The 21,578-nt window shown below is 41.1% G+C and carries 22 protein-coding genes; 5 read left to right on the top strand and 17 right to left on the bottom strand.

What is annotated here, in order from left to right:
- Positions 1–84 precede the first annotated feature (84 nt).
- From MTO98_RS26875 to MTO98_RS26825, 11 genes are all read right to left on the bottom strand, one after another.
- Positions 85–642 carry a DUF4276 family protein gene (locus MTO98_RS26875; RefSeq protein WP_243482071.1) on the bottom strand — a complete coding sequence of 186 codons (558 nt, stop codon included), beginning with the start codon at positions 640–642 and terminating at the stop codon, positions 85–87.
- A complete protein-coding gene (locus MTO98_RS26870) occupies positions 642–1,871 on the bottom strand; it encodes an AAA family ATPase (RefSeq protein WP_243482070.1) in 1,230 nt (409 codons plus the stop codon). The genes MTO98_RS26875 and MTO98_RS26870 overlap by 1 nt, the downstream gene beginning before the upstream one ends.
- Before the next feature lie 51 nt (positions 1,872–1,922).
- Positions 1,923–2,372 carry a MarR family winged helix-turn-helix transcriptional regulator gene (locus tag MTO98_RS26865; RefSeq protein WP_243482069.1) on the bottom strand — a complete coding sequence of 150 codons (450 nt, stop codon included), beginning with the start codon at positions 2,370–2,372 and terminating at the stop codon, positions 1,923–1,925.
- Positions 2,373–2,418: 46 nt separating this feature from the next.
- Positions 2,419–2,607: a DUF5522 domain-containing protein gene (locus MTO98_RS26860; protein ID WP_243482068.1), complete on the bottom strand. Its 189-nt coding sequence runs from the start codon at positions 2,605–2,607 to the stop codon at positions 2,419–2,421.
- Entirely contained in the window at positions 2,607–3,545 is a 939-nt protein-coding gene (locus MTO98_RS26855; protein WP_243482067.1) for an MBL fold metallo-hydrolase, read from the bottom strand. Before MTO98_RS26855 ends, MTO98_RS26860 begins: the two co-directional genes overlap by 1 nt.
- The gene (coaE, locus tag MTO98_RS26850) at positions 3,545–4,141 is read right to left on the bottom strand and encodes a dephospho-CoA kinase (protein ID WP_243482066.1); all 597 of its coding nucleotides are present in this window, start codon (positions 4,139–4,141) and stop codon (positions 3,545–3,547) included. Before coaE ends, MTO98_RS26855 begins: the two co-directional genes overlap by 1 nt.
- A complete protein-coding gene (locus tag MTO98_RS26845; protein ID WP_243482065.1) occupies positions 4,141–5,091 on the bottom strand; it encodes a YbbR-like domain-containing protein in 951 nt (316 codons plus the stop codon). Before MTO98_RS26845 ends, coaE begins: the two co-directional genes overlap by 1 nt.
- A gap of 170 nt (positions 5,092–5,261) precedes the next feature.
- Positions 5,262–5,594, bottom strand: a complete 333-nt coding sequence (yajC, locus tag MTO98_RS26840; protein ID WP_243482064.1) for a preprotein translocase subunit YajC — start codon at positions 5,592–5,594, stop codon at positions 5,262–5,264.
- Positions 5,595–5,610: 16 nt separating this feature from the next.
- A complete protein-coding gene (locus tag MTO98_RS26835; protein ID WP_243482063.1) occupies positions 5,611–6,051 on the bottom strand; it encodes a DUF1573 domain-containing protein in 441 nt (146 codons plus the stop codon).
- Positions 6,052–6,059: 8 nt separating this feature from the next.
- A complete protein-coding gene (gene nusB, locus MTO98_RS26830; RefSeq protein WP_243482062.1) occupies positions 6,060–7,007 on the bottom strand; it encodes a transcription antitermination factor NusB in 948 nt (315 codons plus the stop codon).
- Between the two features lie 58 nt (positions 7,008–7,065).
- The gene (locus tag MTO98_RS26825; protein WP_243482061.1) at positions 7,066–8,151 is read right to left on the bottom strand and encodes a Glu/Leu/Phe/Val dehydrogenase; all 1,086 of its coding nucleotides are present in this window, start codon (positions 8,149–8,151) and stop codon (positions 7,066–7,068) included.
- Positions 8,152–8,355: 204 nt separating this feature from the next.
- On the opposite strand from MTO98_RS26825, the gene MTO98_RS26820 reads away from it, so the two are divergent.
- Positions 8,356–8,853 (top strand): antitoxin Xre/MbcA/ParS toxin-binding domain-containing protein, encoded by a 498-nt coding sequence (locus MTO98_RS26820; RefSeq protein ID WP_243482060.1) that lies wholly within the window; start codon positions 8,356–8,358, stop codon positions 8,851–8,853.
- A complete protein-coding gene (locus tag MTO98_RS26815) occupies positions 8,850–9,311 on the top strand; it encodes an RES family NAD+ phosphorylase (RefSeq protein WP_243482059.1) in 462 nt (153 codons plus the stop codon). Before MTO98_RS26820 ends, MTO98_RS26815 begins: the two co-directional genes overlap by 4 nt.
- 490 nt (positions 9,312–9,801) lie before the next feature.
- On the opposite strand, the gene MTO98_RS26810 is transcribed toward MTO98_RS26815, so the two are convergent.
- From MTO98_RS26810 to MTO98_RS26785, 6 genes are all read right to left on the bottom strand, one after another.
- The gene (locus MTO98_RS26810; RefSeq protein ID WP_243482058.1) at positions 9,802–10,437 is read right to left on the bottom strand and encodes a hypothetical protein; all 636 of its coding nucleotides are present in this window, start codon (positions 10,435–10,437) and stop codon (positions 9,802–9,804) included.
- 189 nt (positions 10,438–10,626) lie between these two features.
- A complete protein-coding gene (locus MTO98_RS26805; protein ID WP_243482057.1) occupies positions 10,627–12,102 on the bottom strand; it encodes a SusD/RagB family nutrient-binding outer membrane lipoprotein in 1,476 nt (491 codons plus the stop codon).
- 21 nt (positions 12,103–12,123) lie between these two features.
- Positions 12,124–15,555, bottom strand: a complete 3,432-nt coding sequence (locus tag MTO98_RS26800) for a SusC/RagA family TonB-linked outer membrane protein (RefSeq protein WP_243482056.1) — start codon at positions 15,553–15,555, stop codon at positions 12,124–12,126.
- A gap of 274 nt (positions 15,556–15,829) precedes the next feature.
- The gene (locus MTO98_RS26795; protein WP_243482055.1) at positions 15,830–17,017 is read right to left on the bottom strand and encodes a FecR family protein; all 1,188 of its coding nucleotides are present in this window, start codon (positions 17,015–17,017) and stop codon (positions 15,830–15,832) included.
- Between the two features lie 89 nt (positions 17,018–17,106).
- Positions 17,107–17,709, bottom strand: coding sequence for an RNA polymerase sigma-70 factor (locus MTO98_RS26790; RefSeq protein ID WP_243482054.1), 603 nt, complete (start codon positions 17,707–17,709; stop codon positions 17,107–17,109).
- A gap of 289 nt (positions 17,710–17,998) precedes the next feature.
- Entirely contained in the window at positions 17,999–18,925 is a 927-nt protein-coding gene (locus MTO98_RS26785) for a S24/S26 family peptidase (protein ID WP_243482053.1), read from the bottom strand.
- Between the two features lie 81 nt (positions 18,926–19,006).
- Between MTO98_RS26785 and MTO98_RS26780 the strand changes: the two genes are divergently transcribed.
- The 3 genes from MTO98_RS26780 to MTO98_RS26770 all read left to right on the top strand — a co-directional run bounded on the left by MTO98_RS26780 (position 19,007) and on the right by MTO98_RS26770 (position 21,559).
- Positions 19,007–19,276: a hypothetical protein gene (locus MTO98_RS26780; protein WP_243482052.1), complete on the top strand. Its 270-nt coding sequence runs from the start codon at positions 19,007–19,009 to the stop codon at positions 19,274–19,276.
- 19 nt (positions 19,277–19,295) lie between these two features.
- Positions 19,296–19,451: a hypothetical protein gene (locus tag MTO98_RS26775; RefSeq protein ID WP_243482051.1), complete on the top strand. Its 156-nt coding sequence runs from the start codon at positions 19,296–19,298 to the stop codon at positions 19,449–19,451.
- Positions 19,452–19,516: 65 nt separating this feature from the next.
- On the top strand, positions 19,517–21,559 hold the full coding sequence (locus MTO98_RS26770; RefSeq protein WP_243482050.1) for a Mu transposase C-terminal domain-containing protein: 2,043 nt from the start codon (positions 19,517–19,519) through the stop codon (positions 21,557–21,559).
- Positions 21,560–21,578 lie beyond the last annotated feature (19 nt).

Genomic DNA, 21,578 nt, shown 5'->3' with positions numbered 1-21,578 from the left:
TGTACTCGTTATAAATGAGTACAAGTTTTTGTAAAGGATGCGTTTCGTGTTATTTAGAGTGAGTTATTGACGATCAATAAGTTGCTAAGCGACAGCCTTTTCAAACTTTTTTAAAAAATCTTTGAAATAGGAACATTTTGCAATTAATTTATCGATATCCAAAAGATGAAATAATTCAAGATTTTTAACTTCATTGTATCTCTTAGAGATTTTTTTTAATTCGCCTTTGGGGTCAATAACTCCAGATGGATCATCATACTCAGGGACAGCGCAGTTATATAAAGAGCCGAACTTTTCGATATCAGCTAAAATAAGCGCTTCTATTTCATAAATATTTAGCAAGAAAATTGCTTTTTTGTCGACGATTGACTTGAATGCATTAAAAATTTCGAGTCGTTGTTTTTTCTTGTTTCTATCAGAATGTAAACTGTCTAAGTCCCTAATAATTACAACTAAATCGGGCTTCTTTAATTCATATTCTATTCGTAATAGACGTTTGGTAGGTTGCTGTTGGTCTAATTGAGAGCCATGAATATTATTTAATAAAGTTAAATATGTAAAATCAGGGAATATCTTACTTAGAACAACCTCAATGCACCGTGTGTCATGAGGAGCTTCTCCCACTAAACCAATTTTCTTCATTAACTTTCTAAATCTGAATACCTCCAATAGTCACTTAGATAAGATTCATTATTTAAATAATGAATGACAGAATCTTTTTGAGAATTAGTCAATGAAACTAATTGTGTTCCTTTTTCTATATCGAATGAGCAGATATGTAAAATATCTAATCCTTCTGGAGTAATTATATCTAAAGCCGCAGGGGAATGAGTAGTAAGAATAATTTGAACATCATTCGAAACGCTTTTCAAGAATGTCATTAAAGTGTGGAACTGATGGGGGTGTATCCCAAGCTCAGGTTCTTCGAGTAAGACAACTTTGTGCCACATCCCTAAATCTCCATCTTTTAAGTCAAAATATTTGGGAGATATTAAATCTGAAAATATACAAAATAGCCTTTTGGTACCATCTGATAAACTCGAAAAGGGCAGCCACGTGCCTTGTACCTTATATTCTAAATAAGTGTTTTCAATTTTGATGTTTTTCGTTATACTATCATGATATATGGAAAAAGACTCATTAAATTTAATTTCTTCAATGGGAAGATAGTTGGAAAGGGTCTCATTCAGACACTCCTCAATTTCTCTAAATGTTTTAAGAATAATCTCTTTTAGCTTTGCTTCTTCAAAAGATGTTTCAATGTTTTCATCAAAGTCTTCCCCCAAGTTATCTATCATTGCAAAATAAATTGTCGATGCAACTGACTTAAAAAAGTATGAATTATCATCGTCAAGGAAATCCGTTAGTAAGGATGAATTATGAATCTTAGTATAAGCGTAGGTAAACGAATAAGGGTAATCTATTATCCTATTATCTTTTCCAGTTCTTATGCCGTGAGGAATTACGATTTTACCTATATCAAAATTTTGTTTTCGTAGGAAAACCGATATGTTTTCATCATCAGCCAGTTGTGAACCATCCGGTAGCGTTAATACAGCTCTTGTTTCTGACGAATCATCGTTCAATGAATCTATGAAATCTTGTCTTGATGTTTCTTTGAAGTTTGATTGTTTCTCGGAAGATACTTCAAGGGTTCCTTTTGCTGCTTTGAATGTAAGCGAAGTTTTATAGTTTAAAATTTTTTTATAATCTCTCTTTAATGCAATATTTAGAAAATTAAGAAAATTAGTTTTACCGGCACCATTTTTTCCGATGATAATATTCAATCCAGGATTGAAATCGACATGAACGTCATAAATTGTTTTATATCCCGATAGCTGTACTTCACTAAGATAAACTCGATCCACCATTTTTGATTAACTATAACATTGTAAAAATACAATTTATTTCGCCTCTCAAGCTTATCCCCGCATTTTGTCCAATAGGTCACTTAGGGTTGAAGCTTCATCCTCAGTGAGGTTATTGCTCAGTATCTCTTTGGTTTTAAACTCGGAATCCATTTTTGAAAGGGTTGCAAGTCCTTCATCGCTGATACGGATATCAACCGCGCGCCTGTCTTTATTATTGGTACATCGTGAAACCAGCCCCTTTTGAACCAAACGGTCAACAATGCGCGATGCATCCGACATTTTATCGATCATCCGCTCCTTCAGCAAGTTGATAGTAGCTGGCTTGGGGTATTGGCCGCGTAATATCCTCAGTATATTAAACTGTTGCTGGGTAATATTATGTTTTTCAAAGTGACAACGGAAGTAGTTAGCCAACCAACCTTGCGTGTACGCCACGTTAATGGCCACTTTGTGGTAGGCATCTTCAAAATTGGTACTTTGTATTTCGTCTTCTATCCGCATAATAGTAGTAATGAATGGGATACAAATATGTTTAAATATTTTTGATTTAACGTTGATTTATTTTATCGTTGTTGCCTGATTCTGTGTTATTTCCGGACAATTTTTGCTTGCCGTAACCCCAGGGACAATGCTTGCATTTGTTTTTACAACAATAGCCACGCTTTAGGTGATAGGCTTCAGTAAAAACAAAATTGCCGTCTTCATTAATATAATAATCAACGCCTTCCTGCAACATCAGTTGAGAATTTTTACAAATATATCATCTTTAAGATAAGCTTTCAGATGATCGCCCTTACCGTGAAGTGTCCATACCTGTTTAGGGTTGGTATTTGCTATGGTTTGCAGGATATCGTTCCAGTCAACATGGTCGGATATAAAGAGGGTATCCTGGTTATTTACCTGCAGGTTTTTCCATCCTGAGGCAAACAGGCGCTTAACACCTGTGGCGCGGATATAGCTATCAAAGGTAAACGGTGGTACTATATAAACAAACTCATCCTGCACCTTCATTAGCTTGCGCCCGTAAATTTGATACTTGCCGGGGTGAAAGCCCATTTTTTCATAAATGGCGTTAATGGGCATTATTTTGTGATGCACCAGGATCTTTTTTTGAGGTGCGTGCTCGGTAATGAGGTTTATTAACCGCTGACTTTTGCCGAGGGCATAAGCGCCCAATAAAATATTACTCTTAATATCATTGATCTTCATGATTTCGGCAACCGGGTCGGGGTGGATAATCTCCGGATTAGCAAATGTACTTTCAGTTATCAGCACATCGGTAGTAACCCATTCAATAGGCTCACAGGTAGCATCGGGCTGTAGCTTATAGTCGCCGGTGTACAGATACCTTGCGCCTTCATATTCCATCAGTACCTGGGCCGAACCAAGCATATGCCCGGCAGGGATCAGCGTTACCGTTACCTTACCTATTTTAAACGGTTCATTAAAAGCTGCGATATTAAAAACTTTGGCCGCTGTACGGTCATACCTTAATTGCATGATGCTTGCTGTTGCCCGGGTACAATGAACGGTGTTGTTGCCGCTTATGGCATGATCAGCATGGGCATGGGATATTACTGCAGTTTTTACAGGCTGTTGCGGGTCGATATAAAAGTCGCCGTATTTACAATACAGCCCATTCTCGTCAAAAAAAACAAAATCGTCAAGTATCATTAATTGCGGGCAAGTGATAAGTACAGTTCATGCAGCGCTATTACCTGGGGAATAACCAGCTGTTTACCGTCGTTAATAATTACATCATTGGCCAGCTTCAGCTTTTCATCCTGCGATAGCTGGCGGGCTTCGCGGTTTTCAACATCGGCGCGACTGATGCCATCGCGTTCCATAACGCGGGCAATGCGGGTTTCAAGCGGCGCAGTGATCATGATTGCCCTGTCGCACATTTTGTATGAGCCGCTTTCAAATAAGATAGCCGCCTCGCGAATTACATAAGGCGCATTCCTGTGCAGGATGTCAAAACTATCAAAGGCCCTGAACACAGCAGGGTGCACCAGTGCATTAAGCTTTTCAAGTTCGGGTTTGCTGTTAAAAACAATTCCTGATATGTATGAGCGGTTGAGGCTGCCGTCATCAAAATAAGCTTCTTTACCAAAAGTTTGTTTAATGCCGTCAATAAGTAAGTGGTCGGTAACCATTACTTTTTTGGCTTCATCATCGGCATAAAAAACAGGGATGCCAAGTAATTCAAACACTTTGGCTACGGTGGATTTGCCGCTGCCTATATTACCTGTTAAACCTACTTTAAGCATTATTTTTTTATATAGAAGTCAATGTTGGCAGGGGCTATCCTTACCACTTTACAAAAAGGCGGCAAATGGATAAGTTTTACGGGCAGCGCTGTGTAGCCTTTATCGCGCCAAAGGTTAAGATCGGCAACGGCTTCAAACAAGTCTTCGTCAATATCGGCATACCGGTTTAAAGATGTGGTAAAGGTTACTTTAATTTTTTGAGGAAATACTTTTACGTTGTAATAGTTGTTGTTATTGATCAGTTTTACGGGGATCTCCAACGTTTTTTCGGTAAATTCATCAACGGGGATGATAGCCTGGACAGATCGGGGATAAACATTCAGGTTTCCCTCATTACTGGGCTTTAAATTAACCCTGGTATTAATGGTTTCATTAACGTTATCAAACTTAAGCGAATCGGTTTTCCACGAAGTGATCTCCTTCAGGCGCTCAATGGGCCCGCTCACGGTTACATAGGCTGGTCTTACAGTAATATTACCCGATATGGCAAATTGCTTTTGATAACTAACGCCCATAGTAAGCTGAACAGGTACCTTTTTGATAAGCCGGTTGCTGAAATCAAAATAAAGCGTATCCGGATCAATTGACGAAACACGGTTGGCAGGGTCTTTTCCCAAATTGATCTGCTTGAGCTGCACGCTGTCGATAACCACATAGTTGCGGGTTTCGAGCGATCTGAGATCAACCACTAAGGGCTTATTATCGCTGTTAATTTTGGAGAAAAGCATTTGCCAGCCATTACCCTGTATAGTAGCATCAACAGTATCGGGCTGAAGCGAATGGAACGCCCGCCTTTGCGGGGCGTTTTTGAAAGTTAAAACCTTTTTTACCTTATAAGGAAGCGGATCGGACAGGGTAGTAAAAATCCAGGCGACGATAGCCAGCGACAAACAGGTAAAAAATACCGAGAGCCGCCTGCGTTCTGTTGCCGATAATTTTACTATTGCCATATTTGTTTTTAGGTTAAAGGCGAAAGGTTAAAGGTGAAAGGTCAAACACCATTTGTGTATTCCTTTACCTTTAACCTTTCATCCTTTTTTATATTCTTGGAGGTTATGTGATTTGGCTAAAAGCAACTTCTACCTTTCGCCTTTTACCTTTAACCTTTCGCCTAAAAAAATTAAGCTTTCTTTTCAACCACTGGTGTATTCAATGCTTTTGAAGCATCAAGTGATATGGCCGATTTATCGAAACGGATTTTGCCATTATCAACTTCAACTAAAAAAGTAGTGTCGTTTAAATCTACAATACGGCCGTGAATGCCGGCTGTAGTTACAACCCTGTCGCCTTTTTTAAGTTCGTCAACGTATTTCTTTTGATCTTTTTGCTTTTTAACCTGCGGGCGGATCATGAAAAAATAAAATACTACGATGATCAGTACCATTGGTACCAATGATCCGTAGCTGCCCAAGCCGCCGCCTGCTGAGGCTTGTAATAAAATAGTAGCTATCATTTGTTTAAATTAATTGTTATTTTTTTAAAACCTCGCCAATTAAATGCACCATAGTTTCGGCAGGCTGGGTGTTAGCTGTAACGGTTATTTGTTTATCCTGTAAACCGCTTTTACCGGCACTGTTAAAGGTAACGCTGATCACGCCGCTTTCGCCGGGTTTAACCGGAGCTTTTGGCCAGGTAGGGGTAGTACAGCCACAAGTAGCACGCGCATTGGTAATAATCAATGGCGATTTACCGGTATTGGTGAACTTGAAATCATATGATACTTTATCACCCTCTTTGATCTTGCCAAAATCGTGGCTTTCTTTTTCAAATTTAGCTACCGGGGCATTTGCTGCAGTTGCGGCGCTATCGGCACCGGTTTTTGATGTATTATCAGCGGTACTGCCATTGCTGCTGTTGCAGGCCGAAAATAACATGCCGGCTGCTACCAAGCTTAAAAATAGTTTTTTCATTTTTAATATTATTCTATTAAGCCGCGGCCTATTTTTTTGATCTTGTTTTCGGCTTTAAGCTCTATTAAAATCTTGTCCAAGATACCGTTTATAAACGAATTACTCTTAGGCGTGCTGAACTCTTTTGATATTTCAAGATACTCGTTTATGGTAACTTTAACAGGGATCGAGTTAAAATTGATAAACTCGGTTATAGCCATTTTCATCAGCAAAGTATCCATCATGGCAATACGCTCGGGCTCCCAGTTTTGGGTTTTAGCAGCTATCAGCTCATGGTAAGCATCATTATACCTTACGCTTTGCTGAAACAGGTTTACCACAAACTCACGGTCTTCAACCCAGTTGCCGGTAATTTCGGCAAGCTGGTTAAGCTTGTAATCATCATTTGAAAAGTTTTTAAACGTTTTGGCGATAAGTGCCTGAAGTACGTCTTTATCTACAGGCCAAAAAATAAACCTGTCTTCAAAAACCTGCTCGGCCAGTGATGATTTAAGAATAACTTTTTTGAAAATGAATTTAATGATATCCTTGTCTGTTTGCAGCGTATCACCTGTTTTAGCAAGATACTCAGCGTACTCAGGCGAGTTTTTAAGGATAATAAAAAGCGATTTTGCAAGTTCGGGCTCAAAGGTCCAGTCAACTTTGTATTTTTTCCAGGCTGTAATGTATTCCTTATTGTCATTCAGGCTCAGGATAAACCTGTTAGTGAGTATTTTAAGGTTTGCATTTAAGTCATCGGCGGTGGGCAGGTGTTTGTTGGCGCGTTCCTGTGCGTCATTAGCAGCAAAACTTACTACTTCATTAATTAATGATAGCATCCAGATGTACATTTCGTAAACCTGGTCTATGCTGCTCAGCATATTTTTTTCAAATAGCTTCACGTCTTTCGTATCTGATTGATGATACGCGTACAGTGCCTGTAATACCTTTACCCGGAGGTGCCTTCTGTTTAACATTTTTGTAAGAACGATTTGGTTTGCTTAGTGCAAACGGTTTATATAAAATTTAATTGTTTTAATAGGATGATTTTACTTTCCTGATATCCTCAATACGTTTTTCGGCAATTTTATTGGCCGCGTTAATAGTTGGAATATTTTCGGCTTTTGACAGCTTTAAAACGTTACGCGTGGCTTCGTAGATGTTTTCGGTAAGCTGTAAAGTGCGCTTTTTATTAAAGTTCATCAACTCCGAATAGCCGGTGATGATACCACCTGCGTTGATCACATAGTCGGGCGCAAAAAGTACGCCTTTATCAAGCAGCATTTTGCCGTGAACGCTTTCGTCAAGCAGCTGGTTATTGGCCGAGCCGGCAATTATACCGCATTTCAACTTAGCAATAGTTTGCGCATTCACAGTACCGCCCATAGCACACGGTGCGTAAATATCGGCATCGATATCAAAGATATTATTGTTTGATACCGCCTGCGCGCCATATTTTTTCGAGATTTGGATTACCCGTTCCTCATTTATATCGCTGGCATAAACCTTTACATTTTCATCCCTGAGTAGGCGCACCAGGTTTTCGCCCACATGGCCAATTCCCTGAACTATTACCGATTTGCCTGTTAAGCTGTCGCTGCCGTACATTTCACGTACGCAGGCTTTGATGCCCATCAACACCCCCAACGCAGTAATAGGAGAGGGGTCGCCGCTACCGCCGATATTTTCGGGTGCGCCGGTAACATGGTTAGTTTCCATTTTAATGTACTCCATGTCGCGCGGGTTAGTGCCCACGTCTTCGGCAGCAATAAATTCGCCGTTAAGGTTTTTTACAAACCGACCAAATTTACGCAGCAAGGCCTCGGTTTTATCCTGCCTCGAATCGCCGATGATTACCGAATAGCCGCCACCAAGGTTCAAGCCTGCAATAGATGCTTTATAGGTCATGCTTTTAGCTAAACGCAATACATCATCAAGTGCTTCGCCCTCGGTTTTGTAAGCCCACATACGCACGCCGCCAAAAGCAGGGCCAAGCGTTGTATTGTGGATAGCAATAATAGCTTTGAGATTAGTATCCGGGTCGGTACAAAAAACAACTTTCTTATGCCCGAAAGCGTTAAGCTGGCTAAATATGGATTCCGGTGGATGTTGTTCAGGCATTAGCACGCAAATAAATGTCGATAAGCGCACAAAAGTAGAGGTTTTTTTTAATACTGGCAAAGATATTAAGTTACAGTATGTATGAAAACGCTATTAAATATGTATAAGCAGGGGGCAGTTAGATATTAGAAGTTTTATGATTGCAATTGAGTTATAAAAACAAATTTTGATTTTGAGACATTTGTCTTTATATTAGTGGACATTATGGCAGGGGTAGCTAATCATCCGAAGAAGTTAAATATAGCCGATCTTAAGATTGGGGAGCCTTATGCATGGCACGTTTTTTCGTTCCTTTTTCCCCACGAGTATATTAAAAACCATATGAAGTGTGATATGGATAGTGATGCAATTGATTGTATAAGAGTTGGAATACCAAGACTGGCGATTGATAGCATTTTAGAAAAAACGAATGTTTCCAAAACACAGCTTTCTAATATACTCCATATCAGCCCGCGGCAGCTTAGTCGCTACGGGAAAGATGACCGCTTGTCGCCGGAGCAATCAAATTTTCTTTATGAGTTTACACGCATTTATACCCGCGGGCTTGATATTTTAGGTGATGGTGCAACGGTTGATAAGTGGCTAATGCGCCCGAATATGGCATTAGGCGATAAACAGCCCTTAGAGTTACTTGATACAAGCGAAGGTTTAAGAATGGTTAATGATGTGCTTTCGCAAATTGAATACGGTTTTTATTCATGATCCTCTATCGTATTACAAGGGAAAAGTATGCTAATGATTTATCGGGCAGGGGAGGTTTGCTGTCTTCCGCTCGTTGGCATGACCATATTCCGGTTATATATTCGTCTGTCAATTCATCAACTGCTATTCTGGAAGTATTGGTGCACCTGCAACCCGAAGAAATTCATAACGATCTTGTGATTATGAGCATTATTGTACCGGATACAACCGGTAGCGAAGAATTAGATATAGCTCAACTACCCGCCGACTGGAATAGTTATCCTGCACCGGCAATATTAAAAAGGATAGGTAATGCCTGGCTCACATCAAAGAGTGCGTTGCTGCTTTATATTCCAAGTGTTATTGATCCCCTGGCTAAAAATGTGTTGATAAATCCCATGCACCCTGATGTTACCCTATTGAAAATTGAAGATGTACGGCCTTTTACTTTTGATAAACGATTGATCAAAAAAGGATGATCATACTTGTGGTCCACCCATAGCGGTTAACTTAAGAAAAAAAAGCGCGGAATTGAGCGATTCCCCTCCTGAGAGAGCTACTGTGTGTACACATCTTTTTAATTTTAGCATTAATAAAAAATGTCATTTCGACGAACCAAGGGTAGGGGTTTGCGCATCGGAGGTGAGGAGAAATCTTCTACGCTCTGCTTTTACAGGTATAATTGTAGAGTCCGATGTAGAAGATTTCTCTTTCGCTCCACCTCTCAGCCCGCCCCTGCTCTATCGAAATGACATTTTTTATAAGATGTGTACACACAGTAGCCTGAGAGAGGGGCTGTTTTGATAAGCCTATAGTAGAAACACGCTCCTGCTACCCACGTTCTACGCGCTTCTTTCCAGAGGGGATTTTTTGCATAAAACACCGGGCACCTTGTTTGATTTTGCTGAGAGAAAATAACTTTTATACTCAAAAGCCTCCTTAACAAGACTGTAAATTTCTTCATTTCAACTAAGTAAGCTCTGAGAGTTTATTTACAAACTCAGCTAAATGAACCGTATGCTCAGGAGTGACTGGTTGAATTGTGCGTATAACTATGGTTGTGTTGATGATCTCTACCACGAAGTCTTTATACATCATTTCAACAAGAACATTCCTGAAAGCTGAAGTCATGGCCGCTTTCGCTTTTTCATTATCGTTAGCAACAACGTAGAAATGATTGCTGAACGTTTTGTCGTTATTAAATTTAAGCTCAACAGGGTGAAATATTTCTAATACTCTGTCAGTAAATGTTTTTCTTCTGATCAATACCCTTCCAAAATCTGATTTTAAATCTGCAAATGCCCATACCTGGTATTTATCATACTGGGTAACCTGCCCACCCTTACCACCACGACCGCCCATGCTATTTTGATAACTGAATTTAACAAAGTTCAGATAACAATTTGCCGAAGGATAGTTGACGAGTAAAGTACCTCCTAATTTTGCGTCTGGAATGTTATTAAATATTTCAAATTTGTTGATGTGGTGTTCTGATTTATTCGGCAAGCCGATATTGAATTTTCTTTTAAGCTCTTTGTAAGTATCTTCAAGTGCTTGTACCTCGTCGGCATCAAGTGACACAGTATCGAACGGGAAATTTTTCAATTTTATAATTATTATTTGCGGGATTAAATTAAAAATAACCTGCGGAAATGATTTCCCCGCTTGCTTCAACGTAACATATTTAATATTAGTGTAGAGGGTTATTATCTCATCAATCAATTAACTCCTACTAACAAAATAAAGCCGCCCCGGTAAAACCGGAGGCGGCCCTTTACCTAAATTAATGCTGAATTATTTATCCCACCAAACACGAGCTTTAGGATTAAAATTATTGGTGCCGCCGTAATTGGCTATCGCCGCGGTTACGTTGGCATTGTTTAAATTAAACTCCGATTGCGGATAAGGTATTTTACGCGGGATACCGCCGCTTGTGCCTGGGTTTGGCGTTAACACAGGGTAGCCGGTGCGCCTCCAGTTGGCCCAAACCTCATCGGCATCAAAAACAAAACCAGCCACCCAAAACTCGGTGTTTATCTTGGCTATCTGTGCTTCAGATGCTGCCGGTAATGGATTTTTTGTCAGGTAATCACTTATCTGTGTTTCGGTAATAACCGGGCTTCCCGATAATTTTGATAACGACTGCATATGCGCCCTGATACCTGCCTGGTAATGGTCGTTGGCGCTGCCTGTAACGTAGCCGCGCACAATAGCTTCTGCTGTTAAAAACTCAACCTCAGCATAAGCAAAGTCAAAAAATGGGGTTTCTTTTTGGCCAAAGGCATCATAATTAACCCTGGTATTTGGTGCCGGGTCGTTAGCATTAAAGCTGTAACCATTAAATTGAGTAGTATCAACCGGGGTAGCTTTTTGACCGCTGTTAGCTATGAATGTATTGTAAACACCGCCATATACAAATAAACGCGGATCTCCGGCAACCTTCATTTCGGTTACGAGGGTTTTATGGAGGAAGAAATCATTTTGTCCGTCGTTCAATGTAAAGTTAAAACCGTTTGGCGCGGCGGCATTGTGCATTAAAACAGGCATATCGGCATTGCTGCTCATCACACCATCGGCAATGGCTTCTTTGGCCAATGTTGATGCCTGCGTAGGGTCAACCTTAATCAAACGCATACCTATTCTCAGCAGCATGGATGAAGCCAGCTTTTTCCATTGCGCGGCATTGCCACCATAAAACTGGTCGCCGCTTACTTTTTGATTGGAGTTGTTTGTTAAAAGTATGATAGATTCCCTAAGTTCTTTTATAAAATCAGTGTAGATCTGTTGCTGCGGATCATATACAGGCGTAAATACCTTATCGCTTAAAGCTTTGCCTGCCTGGCTGTATGGGATATCGCCATAATAATCGGTTAATTTTTGATAGATAAATACCCTCCATATCCGGGCGGCAGCATAAGTTGACTGCAAATCGGTACGGGCTTTTAATACCGGTACAACGTATTCAAGGTCATTTAGCGCCGGCCGGTAAAAGTTGTTCCAGTAACGTTGTGATACATCATCAGTTGCAACGTAAGCAGTACCTGGCCAATCATTTGCATAACCGTACTGCATAAAAGCGTGGCAATAAGCTGTACGCGGAAACATATCTACAGCTGATGTATTAACCTCAGCGTCAGAAAGCAAGGCTCCCGGATCAATGGTAGTTATGGCATCGGGGTTTAAGTTGTACTTCGCAAAGTTTTTTGTACAGCCCGAAAGCACCGTTACAATAACGAAGAATAGTAATATGCTGTTTATTGAATTTTTCATGATTTTCTCCTTTCTGTATAATTAAAAGGTAACATTTAAATTAAAGCCGAAAGTGCGGCTTGTTGGCAGCGCGCCGCTGTCATAGCCATAACCCTGGGCAATACTATCTGATGCTTCAGGATCAAAGGTTGGCAGGTCTTTCTTAATATAGAAAAGGTTACGGGCAATAAGTGAAAGTGTAACCGAGCGGATATGACTGCTGTTTAACAAGCTTTGCGGTAATGAATAACCGAGTGAAATTTGCCTGAATTTGACAAAAGTACGGCTAAACACATTAGCTTCATCGGCGCTTTTATCGGCATTGCCACCATCATTGTATTGGATATAAGGACTATATGGCAGCGTGTTTTTCACGTAAACAGGAGCCGACGCTGTACCGGTATTGATAACACCGTTAGGTATGTAGGTACCGTCGCGGCCAAGAAGTGATGCTTCTGAATTACCAAAATAGTTTGTCCACCGGGCACCTGCTTCGTAAATCTGTCCGCCAAACTGGCCGTCGATAAGGAAGCTGAAGGAGAAGTTTTTATAATTGAAAGTATTGGTTATACCGCCAGCCCAATTTGGATTTGGTGACCCCAGATAGCTTTCATTGTTATTAACGTCCTTGATAACCGCGTTATTTGGCTGCGATGCATCAGATGTGCCATACCTTGAATTTACAGGTACATACACGTCTTGTCCCTGGGCATTTTTCAAAAATGTACTGCCGAAGATAGAGCCCAGTGGGTATCCTACTTTTGATTTAATGTTGTAATAATGGGAGATACCGTTAGCTCCGATTGTAGGATCAAGTGCGGTTACCATGTTTTTGTTTTTAGCACCGTTAATGGCAACATTCCAGGTAAAGTTTTGGGTTTTTATAGGGCTGCCGCTAATGGCCAGCTCTATCCCGCGGTTATACATTGAACCAGCGTTAAAGTACAATGAATTATAGGTGGTTGCACTGCTGATTGTTGATTGCAGTAAAAAGTTATCAGACTTTTTGTAGTAGTAAGCAAAATCAACCGATATCCTGTTTTGGAAAAATTTAAGTTCGGTACCAAGTTCTGTTTCTGTTGTAGTTTCGGGTTTTAAACTTGGCGGCGGTACGGTTGCGCCGGTAAGTTCGGCATTGGTAATGCCATTTACAGGCGGCTTAAGCGTAAAGGTTAGGTCTGTAAGCTGTGGCGTAGGGTTACTGCTTGTTTGTCCTATGGATGCTCTTATTTTACCAAATGATAATACAGACGGATCTAATTTTAATGCGTCGGTGAATACAAAGCTTAAGTTAGCCGATGGGTAAAACAGGTTCGGTTTAAAATTAGGGCGGGTAGATGACAAGGCCGAGTACCAATCGTTACGGCCGGTTATCTCCAGAAACAGGTAATCCTTGTATCCAAATTGTACATCGGCAAAAACAGAATTGGTTTTATACCTTGGCGTATGCGACTCTGTTGGCACATGCACATTGCTTGCATTGCTGAAGTTTAACAGGTTAGGATCAGCCAATCCCTCGGCATACAGATCCAGTGAATATTGTTGTGAATTTTGCAATTCGGCACCAGCAAAGGCATTCACTGTAAGGTCTGAAAATTTATGATCGTATGATAGCATTGCCCTAACGTCAGACTTTTGCTGCTCAATAGTAGTAGTGCGGTAAACACCGTCGGTATTAACTACGTTATTCGGACGTACCACAAATAATGCAGGTGTATATATATAATCGTAACCGGCAATTAAATTGGCATGCAAGTGGTTAGTAATATCATAAGTGAGATTGGCCGATGACAGGATGCGGTTTTGAGTTTGATTATTGGTTACCTGCTCCAATTGCACATAAGGGTTGGCGTTATAAGTTGACAGGTATTTACCATCCGGGGTTTTAGCATCCAGCAAAGTGATGTCTGTTGAACTGGCAATACGCGGATACGCCAGGCCAAATGAGCCACGGCCATCGCCACGTAACAGCGGCGCGTTTTCGCGCAGGGTCCTTGACAGGTCTATCTTGAAATCGGTATGTAACCTGCTGCCATAATCCTGAGTAGCGCGTATTACGGCGTTATACCTTTCGTATTTTTCGCCAGGAGTAGGGAGGTTATCTTGTGTTTGTGAAAGCGAAACCCTGTATGAGCCGTTTTCGGTACCTTTGGTAAAGGCTAAGCTATTGGTAGTAGTTACGCCTGTTTTAAAAAAACGGTCGAAGTTTTTAGCTGCCGATTGAGATACGTAAGGTTTTGTTTTTCCGTCAATATCTATAAATGGCCGGCCATCCAGCTTACCACCCCATGACCATCCCGGCGCGTCGCCTGAGTTATCCGCAAGCTGCCCGTAAAATATCGGGTCGCTATAATCGGCAGGTGTATACGGGCGGCCCAGGTAACCACGGCCATATTCAGTTTGTAAATGATCATAAGGCACCATTTTTTCCAACACAGTGTTGCTGTTGAAGCTTATGCCAAGGCCCTGGCCTTTTTTGCCTTTTTTTGTAGTGATCAAAATAACACCGGCCTGTGCGCCACCGCCGTAAAGGGCTGCTGCCGATGCGCCTTTTAAAACGCTGATGCTTTCAATATCATCCGGGTTGATAGATGATAAACCATCGCCCGGGTCAGATCCTCCATAAACTTTGCCGCCATCATCGCTGTTTTCGCGGGTGCTGCTATTGATGGGTACCCCATCAACAACATACAGAGGTTGGTTTGATCCCGAAAATGAAGAATTTCCACGCAATATAACCCTTGATGAACCGCCCGGACCGTTTGGCGGGCTTTGTACAACTAAACCGGCTACCTTACCTTCCAACGCGTTTATAAAAGTAGGCTCGCGGGTTAGCGATACTTCTTCGCCGCCAACCTGGCTTATGGAGTAACCTAATTGTTTTTCAGCTTTTTTAACGCCCAAAGCGGTTACTACAACTTCGCTCAATTTGCCTGATTCACTAAGGCTAACCGTTAAAAAAGTGCTGTTGCCAACTGTAACTTCTTTAGGTGTAAAGCCAACAAAGCTTACAATTAAAATACTTTTATCATCAGGTACATTAATGCTAAAAGTGCCGTTTGCATCGGTTGTTACGCCCAGCGTAGTGCCCTTGAGCTTGATGGTAGCACCGGGTAAAGGCTCGCCTTTTTCATCAACTACCTTGCCTTTAATGTTAAGCGATACCGGGTTTATTGCGGTAATGTCTTTCTCTTGCAAAAAAACGGTGTTGTTTACAATTTTGTAAGTTAACGGCAGGTTTTTCAGGCAAGCGTTTAAAGCTTCGTCTACAGATGCATCTTTCACATTTACAGTAATGTTTTTATTGCGCACATCTTTGGTGTCGTAAAAAAACAGATATCCATTCTGTTTATTGATTTCCTTTAGCACCTGTTTTAAAGGTACGTTTGTAGCATTGAGGTTAATCTTTTGACTAAACGCGCTCGCGCTGCATTGCATAAAGGCTATGACCATAAATAGGGTAGTCAATTTCATAACCAATAAGATTTTTTTGGGCAGCCATGGTTTATGAATGGCCATTAAAAAAGCATTTAATTTCATACTTTTGGGAAGTTTGGGTTAATACATGGTTAGGTACACTAAGCTTGTTTTTCCGGTTTACCGGAAGGGTTAACTCAAATATTTACCGTACCCTGATGCCAGTCGGGGTGCGGTTATTTAAAATAACCGTGTTTGTGGAGGGCGCCTAAGGCGTTTTTTGTATGTTTTTATTCATTCAGTTGGCTTTAATTAATAATTTACTATTAGGTTAGGGCTTTACGGTAATTGTTTTGCCTTCTATCGTATAATTGATTTTTTTGAAACGCATGGCGTCCAATATTTGTGAAGCATTAACGTTCATGGATATTTCGCCCGAGAAAGTGCGCTCTTTTATTTTTCCTTCATATTTTACGTCAACATCATACCAACGGCTAATTTGCTTCATAACCGATTCAATGCCGGCATCATTAAAATGGAAAACGCCATTTTTCCAGGCCAGCGCCTCATCCATATCTGCCGGGGCAATACTTATATCTCCATTTTTCAGATGTGATTGTTCGCCGGGTTTAAGCAGGTAGCTTTTATCGCCCGTTTTTATCTTTACACTGCCTTCAAATAACGTAGTTTTAATATCGTTGTCGTCGGCATAGGTATTTACGTTAAAATGCGTACCTAAAACCTCAACTGTTTGTCCGTTGCTTTCAACCCGGAAAGGTTTGGTTTTATCATGCGCAACTTCAAAATATGCCTCGCCGGTAATTTGTACTTTGCGCTCATTGCCATTAAATAAAACAGGGAATTTTATGGACGACGCAGCGTTAAGCCAAACATTGGTACCGTCGGCCAGTATCAGGTGATATTGCCCGCCGCGGGGTGTGCTCATCACGTTGTAGCTAATAGCTGCGGGCTGTGTGCCTGATAGGTTGTTTTTATCGTAGGCAACCACCCCATTGCTTAGTTTTTTAATTGTTGTGCTGCCCTGGTTTGCTATATTGCCATTAGCGGCACCGTTTAAAACTACCTTGCTGCCATTGGCTAATGTGAGGATAGCTTTGTTGCCACCCGGGATAATTTCGTGATCCTTTTTTATTACAGCTACGGCTTGTTGCGATGAACGGTGTAAGTAAGCAGGTATACCAACGGCCAGGCATAAAATAACCGCTGCCGCTGCTGCAAGCAACCATTTACTATGTAGCCCGAATGTTTTAACATTGGTTGGCTGCAGCCTGGCTTTAACATTGGCCAAAGCATGTTCGGTATCAAATAAATTGTATTCGGTATGGTTGGTTTCGAGGTTGTTTTCGTTGAGGATCGTATCAAATAAAGCGCTGTTTTCTTCGCTGGCTTCAACCCACGAAAATAACTCGGCATGCTCAGCCTCGCTTAAATTGCCTTTCAAATAATTGCTGATAAGATCAGAAATCCTTAATCGGCTGTCTACTTTAAAATTATCCATGCGTCTATAACCGGTATTTGGTGATAGAACAGGAAAGGGTAATGTTTTATCTAAAGGAAATTGAAATAAATTTTATGTTTTATTAATGCCTACTTTACATGGTTTACAATGCCGGGTAATATCAGGAGCATTCCCAGGGCAAAGCCCTCTTCAGACAGGCGGTTTTTTAACAAGCTAAGACCCCGCATTTTTTGGTTGTTTACCGTACTTACGGTAATGCCGAGCTCGCTGGCAATTTCTTTGGCTTTTTTGCCATCCTCAAATGCCATCCGGATAATTTTGCGGCACTGTTCGGGCAAAGTATCAACAGCAGCGAATACCTGTCTCAACACCTCGGCCTGTATAATATTATTTAAAATGGTGGCTTCCTCAATGTCGGTGTTTATAAGGGTTTGCCGGTGAGCTATTTTAACGCTGTTTTTTTCAAGGTGATTGAAACAGGAGTTCTTTACGCTTACATATAAGTAAGATCTGATAGCATCTATAGTAACCGGCAGGTTTTCTTTTTGCCAAAACCTGACAAAAACATCCTGTACCAGGTCTTGCGCATCAACCGGGTCATGAATAATGCGCGAGGCAAAAAAGCATAACGGCCGGTAAAATTTCTCAAAAATCTGATCGAAAGCGGCTATGTTTTTACCTTCCAGTAAGTTAAGTAGCTCATGTTCTGTCAAATCGATCCGGTTGTTCATAAAGGTAACGAATATAAATATTATTTAACATTAATATCATCTTGCTATTCATAGCTGCAGGAAAACTGCTTTTGAAATTTTATATGGATACGTAATATTAATAAGTGTTGATGAAAATATCATGATAAGGGGGTTAAAACCACTTGTAATAATTGATAGTATAAAAAAGTCCGTTTTTAGTACGATTAAGGCGGTTTTTACAAAGTGCTGTAAAAACGACTTGTACAATTAGGGTTAATTTGCCTTCCATTTTGCAAAAAAAATTAAAGGCATTTAAAGGGGGTAAGTTCTATTCGTTTAACAAACCAGCCGTTTTAATAACGTTCATGAGTTTGTCAACTGTGCTTTGTAAAAGCGTTATATCAGCCTCGTGGTTATTAACGCGCTTCCACATATCACCAGGTGCCTGAAAATCGAAACTTCCGTGGAAACGGGCGTACCAAACTTCTAAGATATCATCGGGGTTTATAGTGTAGTTTTTATATAACTCTCTATTGTTGGTAGCGTCCGACTTTGCTATTATCAAACCCTTTGTATTTATGCGATTTAACAGCCTTTTGATAACAGGACGGCTGTTTTTGGTCACAATAATATACACACGATCATCTTTAATATCTTCCAAACTTTCCACCCATTCACCTATAACCATCTGCCCATGCTTGATTGTCGGGTCCATGCTATCGCCATCCGCTTCAAATGATCTGTACGTTTTACCAGTAAGGCCGGGCAGCCTAAAAGATGGCAGCTTTTCAAGGTATTCGGGGTCGGAATGTCCGGCTAAGTAACCTGCCGCCGACCTAATAGACACATGTAAAATATTTTCGTAGCCGCCACCATCTACAGTAATAATTTTTGGTTGTAAAATGACAGGAGGGTGGACAGGAGGGTGGACAGTTTTTTCCAGTTTGCTTGCAGCGCCTTTGCTAATGGTAACAGGGGTATTTGTATTTATCGTAACTACCGGCTCGTGCACGTGGTTGTTTGAGGTCGGGGTATCTGCCGGTTTTTCGTCACTTTTCAGCATTTCGCCGGTACCAGTGATCACCCACATTATGTTTATGTCGGGATAACTGTAGATTATTCTCTCCAATATATCAGCGCTAATATTTTTAGATTTATCTAAATAGCCGTTAGAAACCTCGACAGTTGTATAAAACTTCCGTTTGCTAATGCCTTGCTTTTCAAGAAATTGTAACAACCTTTCCGCTGATGCCATTTTATTTAGTAAAAAATCTACACTACCTATTGTTTATTTAGATTTAAATCTACACTTTTGTGTTCGCAAAGGAACACAAACATGACCAAAGATAAAAATATAAAATCCACTTGTAACAAAAAATCTACAACGCTGGTGTTACCTGCACCTACGGCAAAACTGGTTGCCGACATAGTTGGTGTATCTCCCAGCTATGTTAAAAAGGTTCGCACCGGCGACCGTACGGCAGATACCCCGGCTACTGACCTGGTTAAATACTGCAATGAACTGCTTATTGACGGTCAAAAAGTGCTGCTACAAACAGTAGGCGAAATAATTGAAAGCAAAAAATCCCTCATTATAAATAAATAATCCTCAAACCCTCAAAATCATGAAAAAGCTAATTAAAGAAATCACAACAATCCCGCAAGCGCTAAAGCGTAACCAGTTCACCGCTATTCAGACTATCATATCGGTAGTTGTATTAGCTACTATCATATTCGGCAGCCTTGCGCTATTCGAGCCGCAACTATTAACCAACCATTAATACCCCTTACAGACAGGAAGCCACCCCGGTTCGAGGCCGGGGCTTGTAACACCCTAATTAACCAAATGAAGTACAACGAACTAAATAACCTCTGCCTTGAATACCACGAATTGGTACCAGGCTTGATGTCTGTAGAGAACTATAATAAGTCTCGTCAGCGGGGTACCATAACCGTTTACGGATATGGTGGCTTAGGTAGAGAGGTATTGATAGATTATGAAAGCCTATCGGACGAACGTAAAAAGAAGATCATAGAAAAGTACGGCAACCCTTACGAGTATATCGTAAAACAGCCGCTTACTGATTGGGTAACTATCAACTGGAACCAAAAAGCATTCGACTTTTATAACAATACCAACGGCAAGGGATACACGCTACCCAGCGGCCTTAATCTGCCCGAAGCGTACCGCGATAAATACACCAAAGCGGTTAGCTATATGGACGGTATTATACACTACACTACCGATAAAATGGCTTTAAAACGTGATTTTAACATCACAATGGCGGCTTTTTGGTCGATTGTAGCCGACGTTATTAAGGCCGAAAAAGTGGGTTTACCCCCCAATGAAACCCGCCTAAAAGAGAAGATTAAGGCCTATAAAGCGCAGGGTTTCCCCGTTTTGATAGAGCAATACAGATTTGGCAACGATAATAGCAAAAAAGTTAAAGATCAGCAGGCCGAAGATACCCTGATGCACCTTATTGCGCTTGATAATAAGCATGACGATGTCGTTATATCTCAAGCATATAATATGTGGGCGCTTGAAAATGGCCGCAAAACCATTACCCCGCAAGCTGTTGGCTATCGCCGCCGCGAAAATTACCACGAAGTAATTATAGCCCGCGAAGGTAAAGCGGCCGCCTACAACAAATACAACAAGCAAATTAAGCAAGCCCGCCCAACCGCGCCGCTCATTTATGTAAACAGTGATGATAACGTGTTAGACTTATACTTCACTGAAACCACTTACAAAGATGGCCGCAAAAATGTCAACCGCTATTACCGCCCGGTGATGTATGTGGTTGTGGATAACTACAACGACTATCCTTTAGGCTACGCCATAGGCGAAACGGTTACCATTGAACTGATAAAGCAGGCTTACCGCAATGCTATGGCTCACATCGTTGAGCTTACCGGCGATGCGTACTTATGGCATCAGATCAAATCTGATAAATGGAGTATTGACCCGGCTTTAAAAGGCGATTTAGCAACATTTTTAAAGATGGGTGGCGAAAGCACATTTTTCACCGCCTCGGTGGCTCAATCAAAATACATTGAGAGGGTATTTAGCCACCCGCTGCATAAGATACTCAAAATGTACCCCAACTATTCGGGTGCCAACATTACAGCGCGCGGCGCAAATGCCCGCCCTAATGCCGAAGCGCTGCAAAAACGAAGTGCCAACTTCCCCGATAAAAAACATGCGCCAGCTGTGATAGAAATGACCATCAATCAAATGAGGCATGCCCAAATGCCCGGCACCGATTTGACAAGGCAGGAATATTGGCTTAAAGGTTTCCATGAAAGTGAAATAAGCCAAAAGAAACGCTTAAGTGTTGAGCGCAAAATAGAAATATTGGGCGCAAAACATCAACTGCGCGACCCGCGCGAATCATTACGCCTGCAACCTGCCGGGCTTAACTTCCAGCTAAACAATATCAAATACAGTTTTGATATACCGGCTAAGTACTTCCCGGAATGTGTAAACAAAAAGGTTGATGTGTACTATGACCCGGCAGATATGAGCCAGGTACTTGTAACGGATCATAGCGGTATCCGCTTTGTAACCGGCCAATACGTGTTACAGCCATCGGCGGTAGCTGATATGCAAGAAGGCGACGGCCATCGCCTGCACGAACGCAAAGAAGAAAAGAAGGCCATTACTCAAAAGATGGTTGACTATGTAACCAGCCGTGACGAACGCTTACAACGTGCCGAAATAGACGCACAAAGCATTCTACAGGCTGGGGTATTGGTTAAAGCCATCAATCACAAGGCGCAAAAGCAAATAGGTGGCTATGAAGAGCAGTACGATGATGTGCAGATTGAGCATAAAGCCCGGCCTAAAGCGCCAAAAATAACCCAAAGTATCTACGACGAAATGTAAAAATTAAGGCCGGACACCC

The sequence above is a fragment of the Mucilaginibacter sp. SMC90 genome (genome assembly GCF_022811725.1).
GTDB lineage: Bacteria > Bacteroidota > Bacteroidia > Sphingobacteriales > Sphingobacteriaceae > Mucilaginibacter.
This window is presented reverse-complemented; position numbering and strand designations above follow the sequence as displayed.

What these genes read in the sequence shown, in the direction of transcription:
- MTO98_RS26875 (WP_243482071.1), bottom strand. Translation starts at nt 642, where the DNA reads ATGAAGAAAATTGGTTTAGTGGGAGAAGCTCCTCATGACACACGGTGC.
- MTO98_RS26870 (WP_243482070.1), bottom strand. Translation starts at nt 1,871, where the DNA reads ATGGTGGATCGAGTTTATCTTAGTGAAGTACAGCTATCGGGATATAAA.
- MTO98_RS26865 (WP_243482069.1), bottom strand. Translation starts at nt 2,372, where the DNA reads ATGCGGATAGAAGACGAAATACAAAGTACCAATTTTGAAGATGCCTAC.
- MTO98_RS26860 (WP_243482068.1), bottom strand. Translation starts at nt 2,607, where the DNA reads ATGTTGCAGGAAGGCGTTGATTATTATATTAATGAAGACGGCAATTTT.
- MTO98_RS26855 (WP_243482067.1), bottom strand. Translation starts at nt 3,545, where the DNA reads ATGATACTTGACGATTTTGTTTTTTTTGACGAGAATGGGCTGTATTGT.
- coaE (WP_243482066.1), bottom strand. Translation starts at nt 4,141, where the DNA reads ATGCTTAAAGTAGGTTTAACAGGTAATATAGGCAGCGGCAAATCCACC.
- MTO98_RS26845 (WP_243482065.1), bottom strand. Translation starts at nt 5,091, where the DNA reads ATGGCAATAGTAAAATTATCGGCAACAGAACGCAGGCGGCTCTCGGTA.
- yajC (WP_243482064.1), bottom strand. Translation starts at nt 5,594, where the DNA reads ATGATAGCTACTATTTTATTACAAGCCTCAGCAGGCGGCGGCTTGGGC.
- MTO98_RS26835 (WP_243482063.1), bottom strand. Translation starts at nt 6,051, where the DNA reads ATGAAAAAACTATTTTTAAGCTTGGTAGCAGCCGGCATGTTATTTTCG.
- nusB (WP_243482062.1), bottom strand. Translation starts at nt 7,007, where the DNA reads ATGTTAAACAGAAGGCACCTCCGGGTAAAGGTATTACAGGCACTGTAC.
- MTO98_RS26825 (WP_243482061.1), bottom strand. Translation starts at nt 8,151, where the DNA reads ATGCCTGAACAACATCCACCGGAATCCATATTTAGCCAGCTTAACGCT.
- MTO98_RS26820 (WP_243482060.1), top strand. Translation starts at nt 8,356, where the DNA reads ATGGCAGGGGTAGCTAATCATCCGAAGAAGTTAAATATAGCCGATCTT.
- MTO98_RS26815 (WP_243482059.1), top strand. Translation starts at nt 8,850, where the DNA reads ATGATCCTCTATCGTATTACAAGGGAAAAGTATGCTAATGATTTATCG.
- MTO98_RS26805 (WP_243482057.1), bottom strand. Translation starts at nt 12,102, where the DNA reads ATGAAAAATTCAATAAACAGCATATTACTATTCTTCGTTATTGTAACG.
- MTO98_RS26800 (WP_243482056.1), bottom strand. Translation starts at nt 15,555, where the DNA reads ATGAAATTGACTACCCTATTTATGGTCATAGCCTTTATGCAATGCAGC.
- MTO98_RS26795 (WP_243482055.1), bottom strand. Translation starts at nt 17,017, where the DNA reads ATGGATAATTTTAAAGTAGACAGCCGATTAAGGATTTCTGATCTTATC.
- MTO98_RS26790 (WP_243482054.1), bottom strand. Translation starts at nt 17,709, where the DNA reads ATGAACAACCGGATCGATTTGACAGAACATGAGCTACTTAACTTACTG.
- MTO98_RS26785 (WP_243482053.1), bottom strand. Translation starts at nt 18,925, where the DNA reads ATGGCATCAGCGGAAAGGTTGTTACAATTTCTTGAAAAGCAAGGCATT.
- MTO98_RS26780 (WP_243482052.1), top strand. Translation starts at nt 19,007, where the DNA reads ATGACCAAAGATAAAAATATAAAATCCACTTGTAACAAAAAATCTACA.
- MTO98_RS26775 (WP_243482051.1), top strand. Translation starts at nt 19,296, where the DNA reads ATGAAAAAGCTAATTAAAGAAATCACAACAATCCCGCAAGCGCTAAAG.
- MTO98_RS26770 (WP_243482050.1), top strand. Translation starts at nt 19,517, where the DNA reads ATGAAGTACAACGAACTAAATAACCTCTGCCTTGAATACCACGAATTG.